Origin of the sequence: Limimaricola sp. AA108-03 (assembly GCF_050847355.1) — a bacterium.
In the GTDB taxonomy this organism is placed as follows: domain Bacteria; phylum Pseudomonadota; class Alphaproteobacteria; order Rhodobacterales; family Rhodobacteraceae; genus Limimaricola.
In genome coordinates this window covers 768,036-781,624 of sequence record NZ_CP193755.1, presented here as the reverse complement: position 1 = coordinate 781,624, position 13,589 = coordinate 768,036, and the positions used below count along the sequence as shown (strand labels likewise).

Here is a 13,589-nt window from a genome sequence, read left to right as displayed (position 1 = left end):
CCCGCGCGATGCGCGGGCCTTCTCGTTTCACCGGCAACAGCCTCACTTCAGGAAAGCGGCGAGGTCCTCGTAGAGCCGGTCGGCATGGGTCGCGGTGAGCCCGTGCGGCGCGTCCTCATATACCTTGAGCGTGGCGCTGGAGCCCGCGAGCTTGGCCGCGCGGCGGCCCGACGGGTCGATTGGCACGGTCTCGTCCTTGGCCCCGTGTACCACCAAAGTCGGGACCCTGAAGGCCGCCATGTCATCGGTAAAGTCGGTCTTTCCGAAGGCATCGACGCAGTCGAGCGTGGCCTTGGGGCTGGCCTGCATCGCCATCATCAGCGACCAGTGCAGCACGCCCTCGCTGACCTTGTTGCCATAGAAGGTCTTGAAGAACTCCCGCAGGAACTCGGGGCGATCCTTGCGCAACCCCTGCTTGATGCCTTCGAACACCTCGGCGGTAACGCCGTTGGGGTTCTTGTCGGATTTCAACATCCCCGGCGCGATCGAGGCGATCAGCCCGGCGGCGCGAATGTTGCGTCCCTCGTGGCGCGACATGTAGCGCGCGACCTCGCCGCCGCCCATCGAGAAGCCGATGATCGCCGCATCCTTCAGGCTCAGCTCGCGGATCACCGTGTCGAGGTCGTCGGCCATTGTGTCGTAATCATAGCCCTGGAAGGGCTGGCCGGACCGACCGAAACCGCGGCGATCATAGGACACGACGCGGTGCCCGGCCTCGGCCAGCCGCACCGCCTGGTACTCCCAGCTGTCAGAGTTGAGCGGCCAGCCATGAATCAGGACGACGGGGCGGCCTTCACCCCAATCCTTCACGTAGAGCTGGGTCTGATCCTTGGTGGTGACGAGGGGCATGCGCTGTCCTTCCCTTGTTCGCTTCCGGAAGAAAACCGGCACGCCCCCCGCGCTGTTCCGGCGCCTAGGGCAGCTTTTGCCAGACGCCGCCCTCGCGACAGAAACCCAGCACGCAGCCCGAAACCGACAGCCGATCGCCCGCGAGCACCAGCTTGGAGTTGTAGGTCTTGCCGCTGTCGGGGGCGAAGACCTTGCCGCGATACTCGCCACCGCCCACCGGCTTGGTGGCGGAGATGATGTTGCGCCCGAGGTTCGGCGAGGCGATCTCGGACCCGCCCGGGCCGAACGCCTTTACCAGCTGACCGCAAAGCTGCGCGCCGCAGGGCGCGACCTGCACCAGGCCGCTATTGCCGTTATCGTCAGGCGCGGTGCGCCAGGTGCCGAGCAGTGGCTCGGCCGAAGCCGCCCCTGCCAGTGCCACGAGCGCGCATGCGGCCCATGCCAGTCTCTTCATGATCGTCTCCTCCTCAATCATGCGGCGAAGCTGACGCGAAGGTCATCCGGGCTGGCAAGGCTGACGTGGCGTTGCATCCGGCGCGCTTGCATGCCACGAGGCGGCCGCAACACCCTGCCGGAGACAGCGCGATGATCCTCTACCCCGCCATCGACCTCAAGGACGGCCAGGCCGTGCGCCTGCTGCGCGGCGAGATGGACAAGGCGACCGTGTTCAACGACGATCCCGCCGCGCAGGCGCGCGCCTTCGTCGAGGCCGGGACCGAATGGCTGCACCTTGTCGATCTCAACGGCGCCTTCGCCGGAGAGCCGGTGAACGGCGCCGCGGTCGAAGCGATCCTCGCGGCCTGCCCCGGCGTCCCGGCGCAGCTCGGCGGCGGCATCCGCGACATGAAGACCATCGAGGCCTGGATCGAGAAGGGCCTCGCCCGCGTCATCCTCGGCACGGTGGCGGTCGAGAACCCGGATCTCGTGCGCGAGGCGTCGAAGGCGTTTCCGGGTAAGGTCGCGGTCGGGCTCGACGCCCGGGAAGGTCGCGTCGCCACGCGCGGCTGGGCCGAAGAGACCGACGTGATGGTCACCGACCTCGCGAAGAGCTTCGAGGACGCGGGCGTGGCCGCGATCATCTACACCGACATCGCCCGCGACGGCGCGATGGCGGGCCCGAACGTCGCGGCGACCGAGGCGCTGGCGCGCGCCGTATCGATCCCGGTGATCGCCTCGGGCGGCGTGTCCTCCCTCGACGACCTGGAGGCGCTGAAGGCGACCGGCGTGATTGCGGGCGCCATCTCGGGCCGCGCGCTCTATGACGGTGCGATCGACCTCGCGGAGGCGCTGAAGCTTCTGAACGCCTGATACGCAGAGGCGCCGCACGATCTCTCGCGCGGCGCCTTCGTGACTTTGTTCCTCAAATACGCATGGCGCCCCATTTGTCCCGGATGCGCCGGTGCGGATCATTCACCGGCCGCGGCCTTGGCGAATTTCTCCAACGCGTCTTCCATCTTCTCGATGGCTTCGAGATCATCATCCACCTGAAGGTCGTCGAAGGTCTCCTCCGGCTCTTCATAGGCCACGAAGACCTGCCCCGAGCCGTCGTCATAGGCGAGCATCTTGAGCGGCAGGTAGAGCCCGGCCAGCGGGTCTTCCTGCATCACCGGTGTCCCGAGCTGCGGGTTGCCGAAGATCAGCAGCTGGCTGTCGGCCAAGGTCATGCCGGCCTCTTCGGCGCCCGCACCGTGATCGACGCGCGCGAATACCGTCGCCCCGGCCTCGGTGACGGCGGCCTCAAGGCGGTCCATCACCTCGGCGACGGTGCCGGTGGCCTGCATGGTCTCGGTTTCGGCGGTGGCGGGCGCCGCGAGGGTGGCGGCGGTGAGCCCGGCGAGAATCGTGCGTTTCATGTGAAATGCTCCCATTGTGCTGCCGCCCAACGAGAAGCTCGGGTTTCCGTTCCGGCACTGGCCCCGGCGCGGCTTGGAGGCTAGAAGGGCCGCGACCGCAGGAGGGCCACATATGCTCAAGACCCGCATCATTCCCTGTCTCGACGTGGCCGATGGCCGCGTGGTGAAGGGCGTCAACTTCGTGGATCTGCGCGATGCCGGCGACCCGGTCGACGCCGCACGCGCCTATGACGCCGCCGGAGCCGACGAGCTGTGCTTTCTCGACATCCATGCCACGCACGAAAATCGCGGCACGATGTTCGATCTCGTCCGCCGCACCGCCGAAAGCTGCTACATTCCCCTGACCGTAGGTGGCGGCGTGCGCAGCCACCATGACGTGCGTGCGCTCCTGCTGGCTGGCGCCGACAAGGTGAGCTTCAACTCGGCCGCCGTGGCCGACCGCACGGTGGTGACCGAGGCCGCGCAGCGCTTCGGCGCGCAATGCATCGTGGTGGCGATCGACGCCAAGACGGTGGAACCGGGCCGCTGGGAGATCTTCACCCATGGCGGCCGCAAGCCCACCGGCATCGACGCGGTCGAGTTCGCCACCGACATGGAACGGCGCGGCGCGGGGGAGATCCTGCTCACCTCGATGGATCGCGACGGCACCCGGGCGGGCTTCAACCTACCTCTCACCCGCGCCATATCGGATGCGGTCGACATCCCGGTGATCGCCTCGGGCGGCGTCGGCACGCTCGACCATCTGGTCGAGGGCGTGACCGAAGGCGGCGCCAGCGCGGTGCTCGCGGCCTCGATCTTCCATTTCGGTACCCACACCATCGCCGAAGCCAAGGCGCATATGGCCGCGGCCGGCATTCCGATGAGGATGTCATGAGCCTGCATGATCTCGCCGCGACGATTCTCGCACGGCGCGGCGCCGACCCCGAAACCAGCTGGACCGCGAAGCTTCTGGCCAAGGGCCCGGAGAAATGTGCCGAGAAATTCGGCGAGGAGGCGGTCGAGGCGATCATCGAAGCGGTGAAGGGCGACCGCGAGAGGCTCACCTCCGAGGCCGCCGACGCGCTTTACCACCTCCTCGTGATGTGTGCCGCGCGCAATGTGAGCCTCGACGATATCGAGGCCGAGCTGACGCGGCGCGAGGGCCGCTCGGGCATTGCCGAGAAGGCTTCCCGCTCCAGATGAAAAAAAGCCCGGGCGGTGCCCGGGCTTCAAGGTGTGGAACGAGGGACAGTGAAATGAAACGCATATGTTCCAGATACGCGCTCCCATGAAACCATCTAATCACCGAATGGTTCCATGCGAAGATACCTTCCCTAAAATGTGAACGCCACGTCAACCATAGCGGGTCAATCCGTCGATTGTGCACGTGCCGCATAGAGCGCGACAGCGGCTGCGTTCGAGACGTTGAGCGAGCCGAACCCGCCCGCCGCGTCGATCCGCACCAAGGCGTCGCAGGTCTCTCGCGTGCGTTCCCTGAGCCCAGGCCCCTCGGCCCCCAGCACCAGCGCTACGGGACGGTCGCGCTTGCCCGCGATCGCCCGTTCGATGCTTTGCTCGGCCTCGCCCGCGAGCCCCAGCACCAGATAGCCCATCTCCTTGAGCCGGCCCATCGTGTCGGCGAGGTTGCGCACCCGCAGATAGGGCTGACGCTCCAGCGCGCCCGAGGCGGTCTTGGCCAGCGCCCCGGTCTCCGGCGCGGAATGGCGCTGCACGCCGATCACGGCGCGGGCGCCGAACACCTCGGCCGAGCGCAGGATCGCGCCCACATTATGCGGATCGGTGACCCGATCGAGCAGCAGCAGGCGCGGCGGGCCGTCCCGCTCACCGCCCAGCGCGATGTCGTCGAGCGACCCCCAGTCGAGCGGCTTCACCTCGAGCGCCGCGCCCTGATGCACCGAATCCGCGTCGATCGGCGCGGCGAATTTGCGCGGGTCCGAGATCTCGGGCTCCATGCCGCTTGCCGCGATGGCGTCGGCGAGCTTGCCCTGGGCATTCAGCGTCACGACCAGCCGCAGCCGCTCGCGGCGCGGGTTCAAGAGCGCGTCGCGTACCGCGTGCAGGCCGAAGAGCCAGACCGTCTCGGCCGCCGAGGCGCGCTTGGACTGTTCCTTCTCGATCACCCATTTCGGCTTCTTCATGGTGCTCTCCGATGTGCTCCGCTTGCGCCTGATTGCGCGCTCGGGCCCGCGAAGTCCAGCCGAAGCCCCGGCCATGCCGCGCCGTCGGGGAAGCCGGATTTTCCGGTTGACGCCTCTCGGCCGAGCGCCTATTCCCGCTCTCGCACCGGGTCGAGGCCCGGCTGCGGGCGACGAGCTGCAAGGTGCGGCAGCGGACTGTAACTCCGCCGGGGAGACCCACGCCTGGTTCGATTCCAGGGTCGCCCACCATCTTCCCCCCTTTCGAGACATGGTGGTTTGACCGGTCACGCGGCCCTCCATAGGGTCGCGTCGAGAGTGTGCGTCCCGTCGGTCGCGCGCGGGGGCACGCATGGGACTGTTCGACATCGTGATCATTGGCCAGTCGGGCCGGATCGAGGCCGAGGCGCTGCTTCTCGCCGCCTCGCTGCGGCGGCACGCACCGGGATTCGCCGGACGCCTCATCGTCGCCGAGCCCCAGCCCGGCCCGCTCTGGCCCGAGAACCCGCGCATGACCGAAGACGGCCGGGCGATGCTTGGGGACCTCGGCGCCGAAATCCTGCCCTTCGAGAACCGGCATTTCGGCGCGGCCTATCCGCATGGCAACAAGATCGAGGCACTCGCCGCCCTGCCCGCCGCGCCATTCCTGTTCCTCGACAGCGACACGCTGATCCTGGGCGAGATCGGATCGCTGCCGATCGATGCGCTGCCGCCCTCGGCCTCGATGCGGCGCGAGGCCACGTGGCCGGTGCCGCGCCCCGAATGGCCCGGCTACACGGCGAGCTGGCGCTCCCTGTACGACCGCTTCGGCCTGGATTTCGAAAGCTCGCTCGACCCGACATGGCCCGAAGGTGTCTGGACCCGCTATCTCTACTTCAATGCAGGCTGGTTCTGCGGCCCGGATGCCAATGCCTTCGGCGTCCGGTTCCTGGAATACGCGGTTGCGATCCGGGACGACCCACCGACCGAAATCGCCGCACAGCCTTTCGATCCCTGGCTCGACCAGGTGGCGCTGCCCTTGGTGATCCATGGCCTCGGCGGCGGTCGTCCGGGACCGGCACTCGATGGACTCGACAGCGCGCTCACCTGCCATTACCGCAGCTTTCCATTGCTCTATGCGCGTGAAAGCGACGCGGTGGTCGAGGCGCTGGAACGTGTCGCGGCGCCGAACCGGCTCAAGATGCTGTTGAAGCGGCACGACCCGATTCGGCGTATGGTCTATCAGCGCCGTGGCGCCAAGGTGCGGGCGCTGTTCGACCGCGCCGCTCTGCCCCCCCGGGAAAGAGAAATCCGAACCATCCTGCGCGCCCACGGTTTCTGGATGAGGTGACTTGGAACCGAGGGGGTACGCGATGATCGAGAACATGTTGTTCCAGAATTGGAGCGGGATCATCCGCACCATCCTCGTCGGTACGCTCGCCTATGCCGGTCTGGTGGCCTTCCTGCGCATTTCCGGCAAGCGGACCCTGGCGAAGCTCAACGCCTTCGACCTCGTGGTGACGGTGGCGCTCGGCTCGACGCTGGCGACGATTCTGCTGTCCGAAAGCGTGGCCCTGGCCGAAGGGCTCACCGCCTTCGCGCTGCTGATCGGCCTGCAATATCTCGTGGCGAAAAGCTCGGTCGGCTCCGGGCGGATCGCCCGGCTGGTGCGCTCGGAGCCGCGGCTGGTGATGCACAAGGGCGAGATTCTGCACGATGCGTTGCGCCGCGAGCGGGTCACGAAGGAGGAGTTGCTCTCGGTGATCCGCAACAATGGCAGCGCCGCGCCGGAGGAGATCGCCGCCGTCGTGCTCGAAAGCGACGGCTCCTTCAGCGTGATTCCCAAGCCCGATGATGGCGGCGCGGCCGATTTCGCCGTTGCGGACCTGCCCGGTCGCGGCTGATGCGCTCACTCGATCGCGTAGACCATGCTGACCCCGGCCGAGACCTCGACCTCGCCTTGGGCGATCGGCACGCCTCCATCGGCGGCCATGCGCATCTCCATCATCGGTCGCGGCCCGAAATCGGCCCGTGTTTCGGAGAGCGACAGGACCTCGCCCAGCTCGACCCCGGCGGCCTCGGCATAGAGCCGTGCACGGGCCTGCGCGTCGGCCACGGCGGCACGGCGCGCCTCGTCATGCGCCGCGGCCCGGTCGGCCAGCATGAACTCGATCCCCTCGAGCCGGTTCGCCCCCTCGCCCACCGCGGCGTCGAGCACGGTACCGAGCGAATCGAGATCCGTGACCCGCAACTCCACCAGCGTCGTGGCGACGAAACCCTCGGGCTCCGATTGCCCGTCGCGCATCCGCGCATAGTCCCGATCAAGGCTGAGTTGACCGGTCTGCACGTTCTCGGGCGCGATTCCGGCCGCGCTCAGCCGGTCGAGCACCCGGCCCATGGCTGCGTTCATCGCGTCGAGCGCGGCGCGGGCGGTTTCGGCAGTCTCGCTGACCCCGAGCCGCACCTGGGCCATCTCCGGCGCGGCGCGGACAAGGCCCTCGCCGGTGACGGTCACGGAACGGGGCGGCGTCGCCGGGGCCTCGACCGGTTGCGCGACGGCAGCCGTGGCCAGACCGATGGCGAGCGCGACGGCGGAAAGCGTGGCTTGCTTCATGGTATCCTCCTGAATCTGGCGGCATCGAACGCCCCGGCGCGCCGCCTTGCAAGAGCGGTGCGATCACAACCTCCGGGGGGCGGGTTGCGCGCGCGGAAAGCTGCTTGCAAAATGCCGCCGGTCTGGCACGCCCGTTCCCGGACCCTGCCAGTGATGCTAAGGCCTGCCACATGACACCCAATTTCGCCCTGTCGCTCTCGCTCGAGGGCCTGAGACTGCTGCACCGCGCGCCCGCGGGCTGGACCCGGATCGGCGAGGTGCCGCTCGACAGCGCGGATCTCGCGGGCGATCTGGCGCGGCTGCGGGCGGCCGCGCTCGCCCGCGCGCCGGAAGGGCTGCGCACCAAGCTGCTGATTCCCAACGACCAGATCCGCTACCTCGTGCTCGAGGGCGTGCTCGGTGCCGACGAGGTGGCAAAGGCGCTGGAGGGGACGACCCCCTATGCCGTGGACGAACTGGCCATCGATTACGTAGTCGAGGACGGGCGCACCCATGTCGCGGCGGTGGCGCGCGAGACGCTGGAAGAAGCCGAAGGCTTCGCGCGGGAGCACGCGCTGGAGCCGGTGGCCTTCGCCGCCGTGCCGGAGTCGGATGGTTTCCCGGGCGAGGTGCTGTTCGGTCCGGTGGAAGGCCTGAATGAGACGGTGACGCGCGACGAGGTCGCGGTGCACGAGCTGCCGCCCGAAGCCCAAGGCGATCCGTTGGAAATCACTGACACGGATTCCGCCGTGTCGGACGCGTCTTTCGATGCGGAACCGCCGATCGACGAGGACGACCTCCCCCCGGCACCCCTGCCCGCGCAGCCCCCGGCCGATGCCGCCGAAGCCGGGATCGGCCCCGAGGCCGATGCGTCGGAACAGGAGATGGCTGCGATCGATACCCCGGCCCCGGAGATCGGGGCGGGTGACGAGATGACCGCACCGCAGTCTGAACCCTTGGACACGCAGCTTGAGCCGCCGAACGAGGGGGTATCGCGGGACCGCGACCCGACCTCGCCTGCCCCGGTCACGCCCGCCGCCGAGCCGGAAGATGAGGACGAGGCGCTGCTGGCCCCTGCCCCGGACACCACCGCACCCCGACCGGCGGAGCCGTTGCCGCAGGCCGGGGCTCCGGTGATGCCGGACCTGCCGATGCCCGACCAGAGCGGCATCGATGACGACGAGGCCATGCTGGCAGAGCCCGCGCATCGCGAGCCGCCCCGCCCGGCTGCTCCCCCGGCCGCGCCGCCGCTGCCGCCACGCGGTGACGCTGCCCGCGACAAGGCCACCCCGCCACGCACCGATGAGAGCGCCGATGCCGCGCGCCGGATCATGCCGCCCGCGATGCCGCGGCCCGGCGCGCCTCCAGCCGTCATGCCCGCCATGCCGCCCGCGACGCCTGGCGAAAGCCAGGAGAACGGGGAGAACGAAGAGAACGCCGAGGCTGCCGCCCTCGCCGCCGGTGCGTCGCTGGTCGCGCCCGAGGCCTCCGCCGAGGCGCCCCAACCGGCGACCGCGCCCCGCGCCGAACCCGGCAGCCGCCGCAGCGTCGATCTGGCCAGCGAACGCGAGCGCATGACCGTGTTCGGCGCGCGCCGCGCGACGCCCGACAAGCGGCCGGGCCGTCTCGCCCTGATCGCGGGTGCCATCGTCACCGCGCTTCTGGTGCTTCTGTTCGGGTTCTGGCTGAACGCCGCCGAAGATGATCCGCAGGCGGGTCTGTTGCGCGACACGAGCGCCGATCCGGCGGCGCTGGCGCCTCACGAACCCGAGGAAGCGCCTGCGGACACGCCGGAGCCCGAAGCCGCTGCCGCGGTGCCAGAGCAGCCCGCGCCGGAACCGGTGCCCGACTACGACGATTACCCGGAGCCCGATCGTGGTCCTGCCGCGGCGGTGAGCCCGGCCGAGGCCGAACGCGTCTATGCGGCCACCGGCGTCTGGCTGCGCGCGCCCCGCCTGCCTCTGACGCCGCGCGCGGAGCAGCTCGGCATGCCGGTCGCGGTGACGAGCGAAGCGGTCGCGGAATTCGGCATGGACGGTCTGCGCCTCGCCGCCGTCGCGCCGGATGGCGGGCTGCCGGTGCAGGCCGTGCCGCCGCCGGCAGGCAGCGTCTTCGAGCGCGACGCGCGCGGCTTCATCGCCGCCACCGCCGAGGGAACGGTGACGCCGCAAGGCCTCGTGGTCTACGAGGGACGACCCGAGGTTCTGCCGCCGACCCGGCCCGGCACGGTCGCCCCGCCCGCTGCGCCCCCTGCCGACGAGAGCGAAGCGCCCGAAGCCGAAGCGAGCGAGGACGACAACGCCGCGCTCGTCGATCCGGCTGCCACCCCCGAGGCCCGACCGGAGGGGGTGGAGCTGGTTCCCGGCGCGCCGCCCGTGGTGCCGCCGACCCGGCCCGGCACTACCGCTTCGGAAATCGACGAGGCAGAGGCCGCCGGGGTGACGCCCGGCGGCGTCGCGCTCGACGCGCTGCGCCCTACCAGGCGTCCCGAAGATGCGGTGCTGCCGCCGCTCGCGGCCTATGAGGGGCCGCGTCCGCCGCTTCGCCCGGAGGGGCTGGCCCCCGACGCCGAGAGCCAGGTCACCGAGGCCACCGATGCCCAGGCAGCCGCCTTGGCCGAGGCTGTGGGCGAGACGCCTTCCCCGCCGGCGCGGGCCTCGGTCGCCGACGCGCTGGCCTCGCTGATGGCCGATGCGCCCGACCCGCTGGCCAACGCGACGCCGCAGGCGGTTCCGACCGCGCGCCGTCCGGATTCGCGGCCGCGCAACTTCGACCGCGTGGTGGCCCAGAGCCGCAGCCGCGCTCCCGCAGCGGCCGCATCGACCCCCGCCAGCGCGCCGCAGCAGGTCGCCAACGCGACCGTCGCCCCGGATGGGCCGGTGCCCGGCAGCGTCGCCCGCGCCGCCACCCGCGACAATGCCATCAACATGCGCGACATCAATCTCATCGGCGTCTACGGCAAACCGGGCGCGCGACGGGCGCTGATCCGCATGGAGAACGGTCGCTACCTGCGCGTCGGCGTCGGCGACGCCCTCGATGGCGGCAAGGTCACGGCGATCGGCGACGACGTTCTGAACTATGTCCGGCGCGGCCGCACCATGGTCCTGAAGATCCCCGACTGACCCCTCTCGGTTGAACCGGCCCCGCCGATCGCCGCGTTGCCTTTGGCGGCGTCAGCGGCGATAGCTGGATCATGCAGGGATTTCTCTTTCAAGCCACGATCTATCTCGGTGCAGCGGTGCTGGCCGTACCGCTCGCCGCGCGGCTCGGCCTCGGCTCGGTGCTGGGCTATCTTGCCGCCGGCATCATCATCGGACCGGCCACGGGACTGGTTGGTGCGGAAACCGAGGATCTTCAGCATTTCGCCGAATTCGGCGTGGTGATGATGCTGTTCCTGATCGGGCTGGAGCTGGAACCGCGGGCGCTGTGGAACATGAGACAGCGGCTGATCGGCCTTGGCGGCGTGCAGGTCGTGCTGACCACCGGCGCGCTGTTCATCGCGGGCAGCCTGCTCGGGCTCGACGCCAACGTGGCACTCGCTACCGGGCTTATCTTCGCGCTCTCCTCCACTGCCATCGTGCTGCAGACGCTGTCCGAGAAGGGGTTGATGCAGACCCAGGGCGGACGATCCGTCTTCTCGGTGCTTCTGACGCAGGACATCGCGGTGATCCCGATGCTGGCGCTGCTGCCGCTGCTCGCGGTGTCGGGGCATGGCGGCGGCAGCGCGCATGGGGCGCCCGCGAACCCCGACGCGCCGGGCGTCAAGGAGGTCGAGGCCGCCCGCACGCTGATCGAGAACCTGCCGGGCTGGGCGGTGACGCTGGTGACGCTGGGCGCGGTGGCGGTGGTGGTGCTGACCGGCATCTACCTGACGCGGCCGGTGTTCCGCTACATCCACCATGCGCGTCTGCGCGAGCTCTACACCGCGCTGGGCCTGCTGATGGTGGTCTCCATCGCGGTCCTGATGGAGCTGGTCGGCCTGTCGCCCGCGCTCGGGACCTTTCTCGCCGGCGTCGTGCTCGCCAACTCCGAGTTCCGGCACGAGCTCGAAAGCGATCTCGAACCCTTCAAGGGGCTGCTCCTTGGGCTGTTCTTCATCACCGTCGGCGCCGGCATCGATTTCGGCGTGCTGCTGGACAACCCGATGCGGATCGCGGCGCTGACGCTCGCGGTGATCGCGATCAAGGGCGGGGTGCTCTACCTGCTGGCCCGGATCGCGCAGATGCACACACGTGACCGCTGGCTGTTCACGCTGGCACTGGCGCAGGCGGGCGAGTTCGGCTTCGTGCTGTCCTCTTTCTCGCTGCAACAGGGCGTGCTCACCTCCGGCGAGGCCAGTGTCATCCGGCTCGTAATCGGGCTGTCGATGCTGATCACGCCGCTGCTGTTCATCCTCTACGAGCAGCTGGTCAAGCGCGCCGAAAAGGCCCCGGACCCCGATCCAGACGAAATTGACCGGCAGGCGCCGATCATCATCGCCGGCATCGGTCGCTTCGGCCAGGTGGTAAGCCGTCTCGTGCAGGGCGCGGGCTTCGACACGGTGGTGCTCGACCATGACATGGAGATGATCGACACGATGCGCCGCTTCGGCTTCGGCGGTTTCTTCGGCGACCCGACGCGTCCCGACATCCTGCACGCCGCGGGGCTGGAGACCGCCAAGGTGCTGGTGGTGGCGCTCGACGATCGCCATGCCGCGCTCAAGCTGGTACGTCATGCCCGTGCGATGCGGCCCGATCTGCACATCGTGGCGCGCGCCTATGACCGCGAGCATGTCTACCAGCTGTTCCAGGCCGGAGCGAACGACATCGTCCGCGAGATGTTCGATTCGAGCCTGCGGGCCGGGCGCTACGTGCTCGAGAATATCGGCCTGTCGCAGTTCGAGGCCTCCGAACTGGAGATGGCCTTCTACCAGCAGGACCGCGCCGTGGTCCGCGAGCTGGCACAGCTGTGGAAACCCGGCGTGCCGGTGTCGCAGAACCCCGAATACGTGAAGCGCGCGCGCGAGCTGAACAAGGATCTCGAGACCTCGATCCTAGAGCGGCTGCACCCGCAGGGCGACGCCACCGAAACCGAGCCGCTCGAAGGCGCCAGCACGGTGGGTTATCGCAGCAAGGATCGCGGTTAGCGCGCGGACGGGCGGGCCTCAGCCGTCGCTGACGCCCGCTTCGGCAAAGGTCGCCATGCCCGACAGGCAGGCCAGCGCCCCGCGCAGCACGCCGATCGCCAGCGTGCCGCCCGACCCCTCCCCGAGGCGCAGCCCCAGCGACAGCAGCGGCGCCTTGCCCAGCGCGTCGAGCAGCCGCGCATGGCCGCTCTCCGCGCCCTGGTGGCCGGCGACCGCGTGGTCGAGCGCAGCCGGGGCGGCGCGGTGCAGTACCAGCGCGGCGGAGCAGCAGATGAAGCCGTCGAGGATCACCGGGATGCGGTGATGCCGGGCCGCGAGGATCGCCCCCGCCATCGCCACGATCTCGCGCCCGCCGAGCTGGCGCAGCACCTGCAGAGGATCGCTTTCTCCGGCGATCCGCGCCGCGCCCTGCGCCACCGCCTCGGCCTTGCGGGCGAGACCGGCATCGTCGACGCCGGTGCCGCGCCCGGTCCAGTCGCGCGCCTCGCCGCCTTCGAGCGCCAGCGCGATGGCCGAGGCGGCGCAGGTATTGCCGATACCCATCTCGCCCGCGACCAGAAGGTCCGCCTCGGGGTCCACCGCCCTCCAGCCCACAGCCATCGCCGCGACGAGATCGGCCTCGCTCATCGCCGGTTCGGTGACGAAATCGCCCGTGGGCCGGTCGAGGTCCAAGGGATGCACGGTCATCGTGGCGCCGAACGCCAGGGCCAGCTGGTTCACCGCCGCGCCGCCGGCCTCAAAATTGCCGACCATCTGCGCGGTGACCTCCGCCGGGAACGCCGAGACGCCGCGCGCCACCACCCCGTGATTGCCCGCGAAGATCGCCACCTGCGGTCGGGACAATCGCGGCCGCGACGTGCCGCGCCAGCCTGCATACCACAGCGCCAGCTCCTCGAGCCGTCCCAGTGAGCCCATCGGCTTGGTCAATTGCGCGTTGCGGGCGGCCGCCTCGGCCTGCGCCGTGGCATCGGGAGCGGGAAGCTCCCGCAGCAGGGCACGCAGACCTGCGAGATCGGTAAAGGGGGCAGTCATGCGGCGTCCTCGTTGCATCGCGG

13 protein-coding genes and 1 tRNA gene are annotated in these 13,589 nt (G+C 69.6%); 8 read left to right on the top strand and 6 right to left on the bottom strand.

From position 1 onward, the window contains the following. Positions 1-42 precede the first annotated feature (42 nt). Positions 43-849 (bottom strand): alpha/beta fold hydrolase, encoded by an 807-nt coding sequence (locus ACRAQ3_RS03905; RefSeq protein ID WP_432255750.1) that lies wholly within the window; start codon positions 847-849, stop codon positions 43-45. Between the two features lie 64 nt (positions 850-913). Beyond that, a complete protein-coding gene (locus ACRAQ3_RS03900; protein ID WP_432255749.1) occupies positions 914-1,303 on the bottom strand; it encodes a DUF2147 domain-containing protein in 390 nt (129 codons plus the stop codon). Between the two features lie 131 nt (positions 1,304-1,434). Here ACRAQ3_RS03900 and hisA point away from each other — a divergent pair, with 131 nt between their 5' ends. Next, complete coding sequence (gene hisA, locus ACRAQ3_RS03895; protein ID WP_432255748.1) at positions 1,435-2,157, top strand: 1-(5-phosphoribosyl)-5-[(5-phosphoribosylamino)methylideneamino]imidazole-4-carboxamide isomerase; 723 nt, start codon at positions 1,435-1,437, stop codon at positions 2,155-2,157. Between the two features lie 98 nt (positions 2,158-2,255). Here the strand turns inward: hisA and ACRAQ3_RS03890 are convergent, their stop codons facing one another. Then, the gene (locus ACRAQ3_RS03890) at positions 2,256-2,702 is read right to left on the bottom strand and encodes a DUF302 domain-containing protein (RefSeq protein WP_432255747.1); all 447 of its coding nucleotides are present in this window, start codon (positions 2,700-2,702) and stop codon (positions 2,256-2,258) included. Between the two features lie 112 nt (positions 2,703-2,814). Between ACRAQ3_RS03890 and hisF the strand changes: the two genes are divergently transcribed. Both hisF and ACRAQ3_RS03880 read left to right on the top strand, forming a co-directional pair. Then, positions 2,815-3,576, top strand: coding sequence for an imidazole glycerol phosphate synthase subunit HisF (gene hisF, locus ACRAQ3_RS03885; protein WP_370160807.1), 762 nt, complete (start codon positions 2,815-2,817; stop codon positions 3,574-3,576). Beyond that, a complete protein-coding gene (locus ACRAQ3_RS03880) occupies positions 3,573-3,884 on the top strand; it encodes a phosphoribosyl-ATP diphosphatase (protein ID WP_269396488.1) in 312 nt (103 codons plus the stop codon). Before hisF ends, ACRAQ3_RS03880 begins: the two co-directional genes overlap by 4 nt. Before the next feature lie 164 nt (positions 3,885-4,048). On the opposite strand, the gene rlmB is transcribed toward ACRAQ3_RS03880, so the two are convergent. Further along, positions 4,049-4,840, bottom strand: a complete 792-nt coding sequence (rlmB, locus tag ACRAQ3_RS03875; protein ID WP_432255746.1) for a 23S rRNA (guanosine(2251)-2'-O)-methyltransferase RlmB — start codon at positions 4,838-4,840, stop codon at positions 4,049-4,051. A gap of 165 nt (positions 4,841-5,005) precedes the next feature. Here rlmB and ACRAQ3_RS03870 point away from each other — a divergent pair. The 3 genes from ACRAQ3_RS03870 (at position 5,006) to ACRAQ3_RS03860 (ending at position 6,720) form a co-directional block, all read left to right on the top strand. After that, positions 5,006-5,089: transfer RNA gene (locus tag ACRAQ3_RS03870), tRNA-Tyr, on the top strand. Between the two features lie 100 nt (positions 5,090-5,189). Continuing rightward, on the top strand, positions 5,190-6,167 hold the full coding sequence (locus tag ACRAQ3_RS03865) for a hypothetical protein (protein WP_432255745.1): 978 nt from the start codon (positions 5,190-5,192) through the stop codon (positions 6,165-6,167). 22 nt (positions 6,168-6,189) lie between these two features. Next, on the top strand, positions 6,190-6,720 hold the full coding sequence (locus ACRAQ3_RS03860; protein WP_432255744.1) for a DUF421 domain-containing protein: 531 nt from the start codon (positions 6,190-6,192) through the stop codon (positions 6,718-6,720). A 5-nt stretch (positions 6,721-6,725) separates the two neighbouring features. Here ACRAQ3_RS03860 and ACRAQ3_RS03855 read toward each other — a convergent pair whose 3' ends face one another. Then, positions 6,726-7,430, bottom strand: coding sequence for an SIMPL domain-containing protein (locus ACRAQ3_RS03855; RefSeq protein WP_432255743.1), 705 nt, complete (start codon positions 7,428-7,430; stop codon positions 6,726-6,728). Positions 7,431-7,600: 170 nt separating this feature from the next. Between ACRAQ3_RS03855 and ACRAQ3_RS03850 the strand changes: the two genes are divergently transcribed. Together ACRAQ3_RS03850 and ACRAQ3_RS03845 are read left to right on the top strand one after the other, a co-directional pair. Beyond that, positions 7,601-10,531, top strand: a complete 2,931-nt coding sequence (locus ACRAQ3_RS03850; RefSeq protein WP_432255742.1) for a hypothetical protein — start codon at positions 7,601-7,603, stop codon at positions 10,529-10,531. Between the two features lie 71 nt (positions 10,532-10,602). Then, the gene (locus ACRAQ3_RS03845) at positions 10,603-12,534 is read left to right on the top strand and encodes a monovalent cation:proton antiporter-2 (CPA2) family protein (protein WP_269396482.1); all 1,932 of its coding nucleotides are present in this window, start codon (positions 10,603-10,605) and stop codon (positions 12,532-12,534) included. 18 nt (positions 12,535-12,552) lie between these two features. Here the strand turns inward: ACRAQ3_RS03845 and cobT are convergent, their stop codons facing one another. Further along, complete coding sequence (gene cobT / locus ACRAQ3_RS03840; protein ID WP_432255741.1) at positions 12,553-13,566, bottom strand: nicotinate-nucleotide--dimethylbenzimidazole phosphoribosyltransferase; 1,014 nt, start codon at positions 13,564-13,566, stop codon at positions 12,553-12,555. Between the last annotated feature and the right edge of the window lie 23 nt (positions 13,567-13,589).

Excerpts from the sequence above, each read along its gene's own strand:
- ACRAQ3_RS03905 (WP_432255750.1), bottom strand. The coding sequence starts at position 849 with ATGCCCCTCGTCACCACCAAGGATCAGACCCAGCTCTACGTGAAGGAT.
- ACRAQ3_RS03900 (WP_432255749.1), bottom strand. The coding sequence starts at position 1,303 with ATGAAGAGACTGGCATGGGCCGCATGCGCGCTCGTGGCACTGGCAGGG.
- hisA (WP_432255748.1), top strand. The coding sequence starts at position 1,435 with ATGATCCTCTACCCCGCCATCGACCTCAAGGACGGCCAGGCCGTGCGC.
- ACRAQ3_RS03890 (WP_432255747.1), bottom strand. The coding sequence starts at position 2,702 with ATGAAACGCACGATTCTCGCCGGGCTCACCGCCGCCACCCTCGCGGCG.
- hisF (WP_370160807.1), top strand. The coding sequence starts at position 2,815 with ATGCTCAAGACCCGCATCATTCCCTGTCTCGACGTGGCCGATGGCCGC.
- ACRAQ3_RS03880 (WP_269396488.1), top strand. The coding sequence starts at position 3,573 with ATGAGCCTGCATGATCTCGCCGCGACGATTCTCGCACGGCGCGGCGCC.
- rlmB (WP_432255746.1), bottom strand. The coding sequence starts at position 4,840 with ATGAAGAAGCCGAAATGGGTGATCGAGAAGGAACAGTCCAAGCGCGCC.
- ACRAQ3_RS03865 (WP_432255745.1), top strand. The coding sequence starts at position 5,190 with ATGGGACTGTTCGACATCGTGATCATTGGCCAGTCGGGCCGGATCGAG.
- ACRAQ3_RS03860 (WP_432255744.1), top strand. The coding sequence starts at position 6,190 with ATGATCGAGAACATGTTGTTCCAGAATTGGAGCGGGATCATCCGCACC.
- ACRAQ3_RS03855 (WP_432255743.1), bottom strand. The coding sequence starts at position 7,430 with ATGAAGCAAGCCACGCTTTCCGCCGTCGCGCTCGCCATCGGTCTGGCC.
- ACRAQ3_RS03850 (WP_432255742.1), top strand. The coding sequence starts at position 7,601 with ATGACACCCAATTTCGCCCTGTCGCTCTCGCTCGAGGGCCTGAGACTG.
- ACRAQ3_RS03845 (WP_269396482.1), top strand. The coding sequence starts at position 10,603 with ATGCAGGGATTTCTCTTTCAAGCCACGATCTATCTCGGTGCAGCGGTG.
- cobT (WP_432255741.1), bottom strand. The coding sequence starts at position 13,566 with ATGACTGCCCCCTTTACCGATCTCGCAGGTCTGCGTGCCCTGCTGCGG.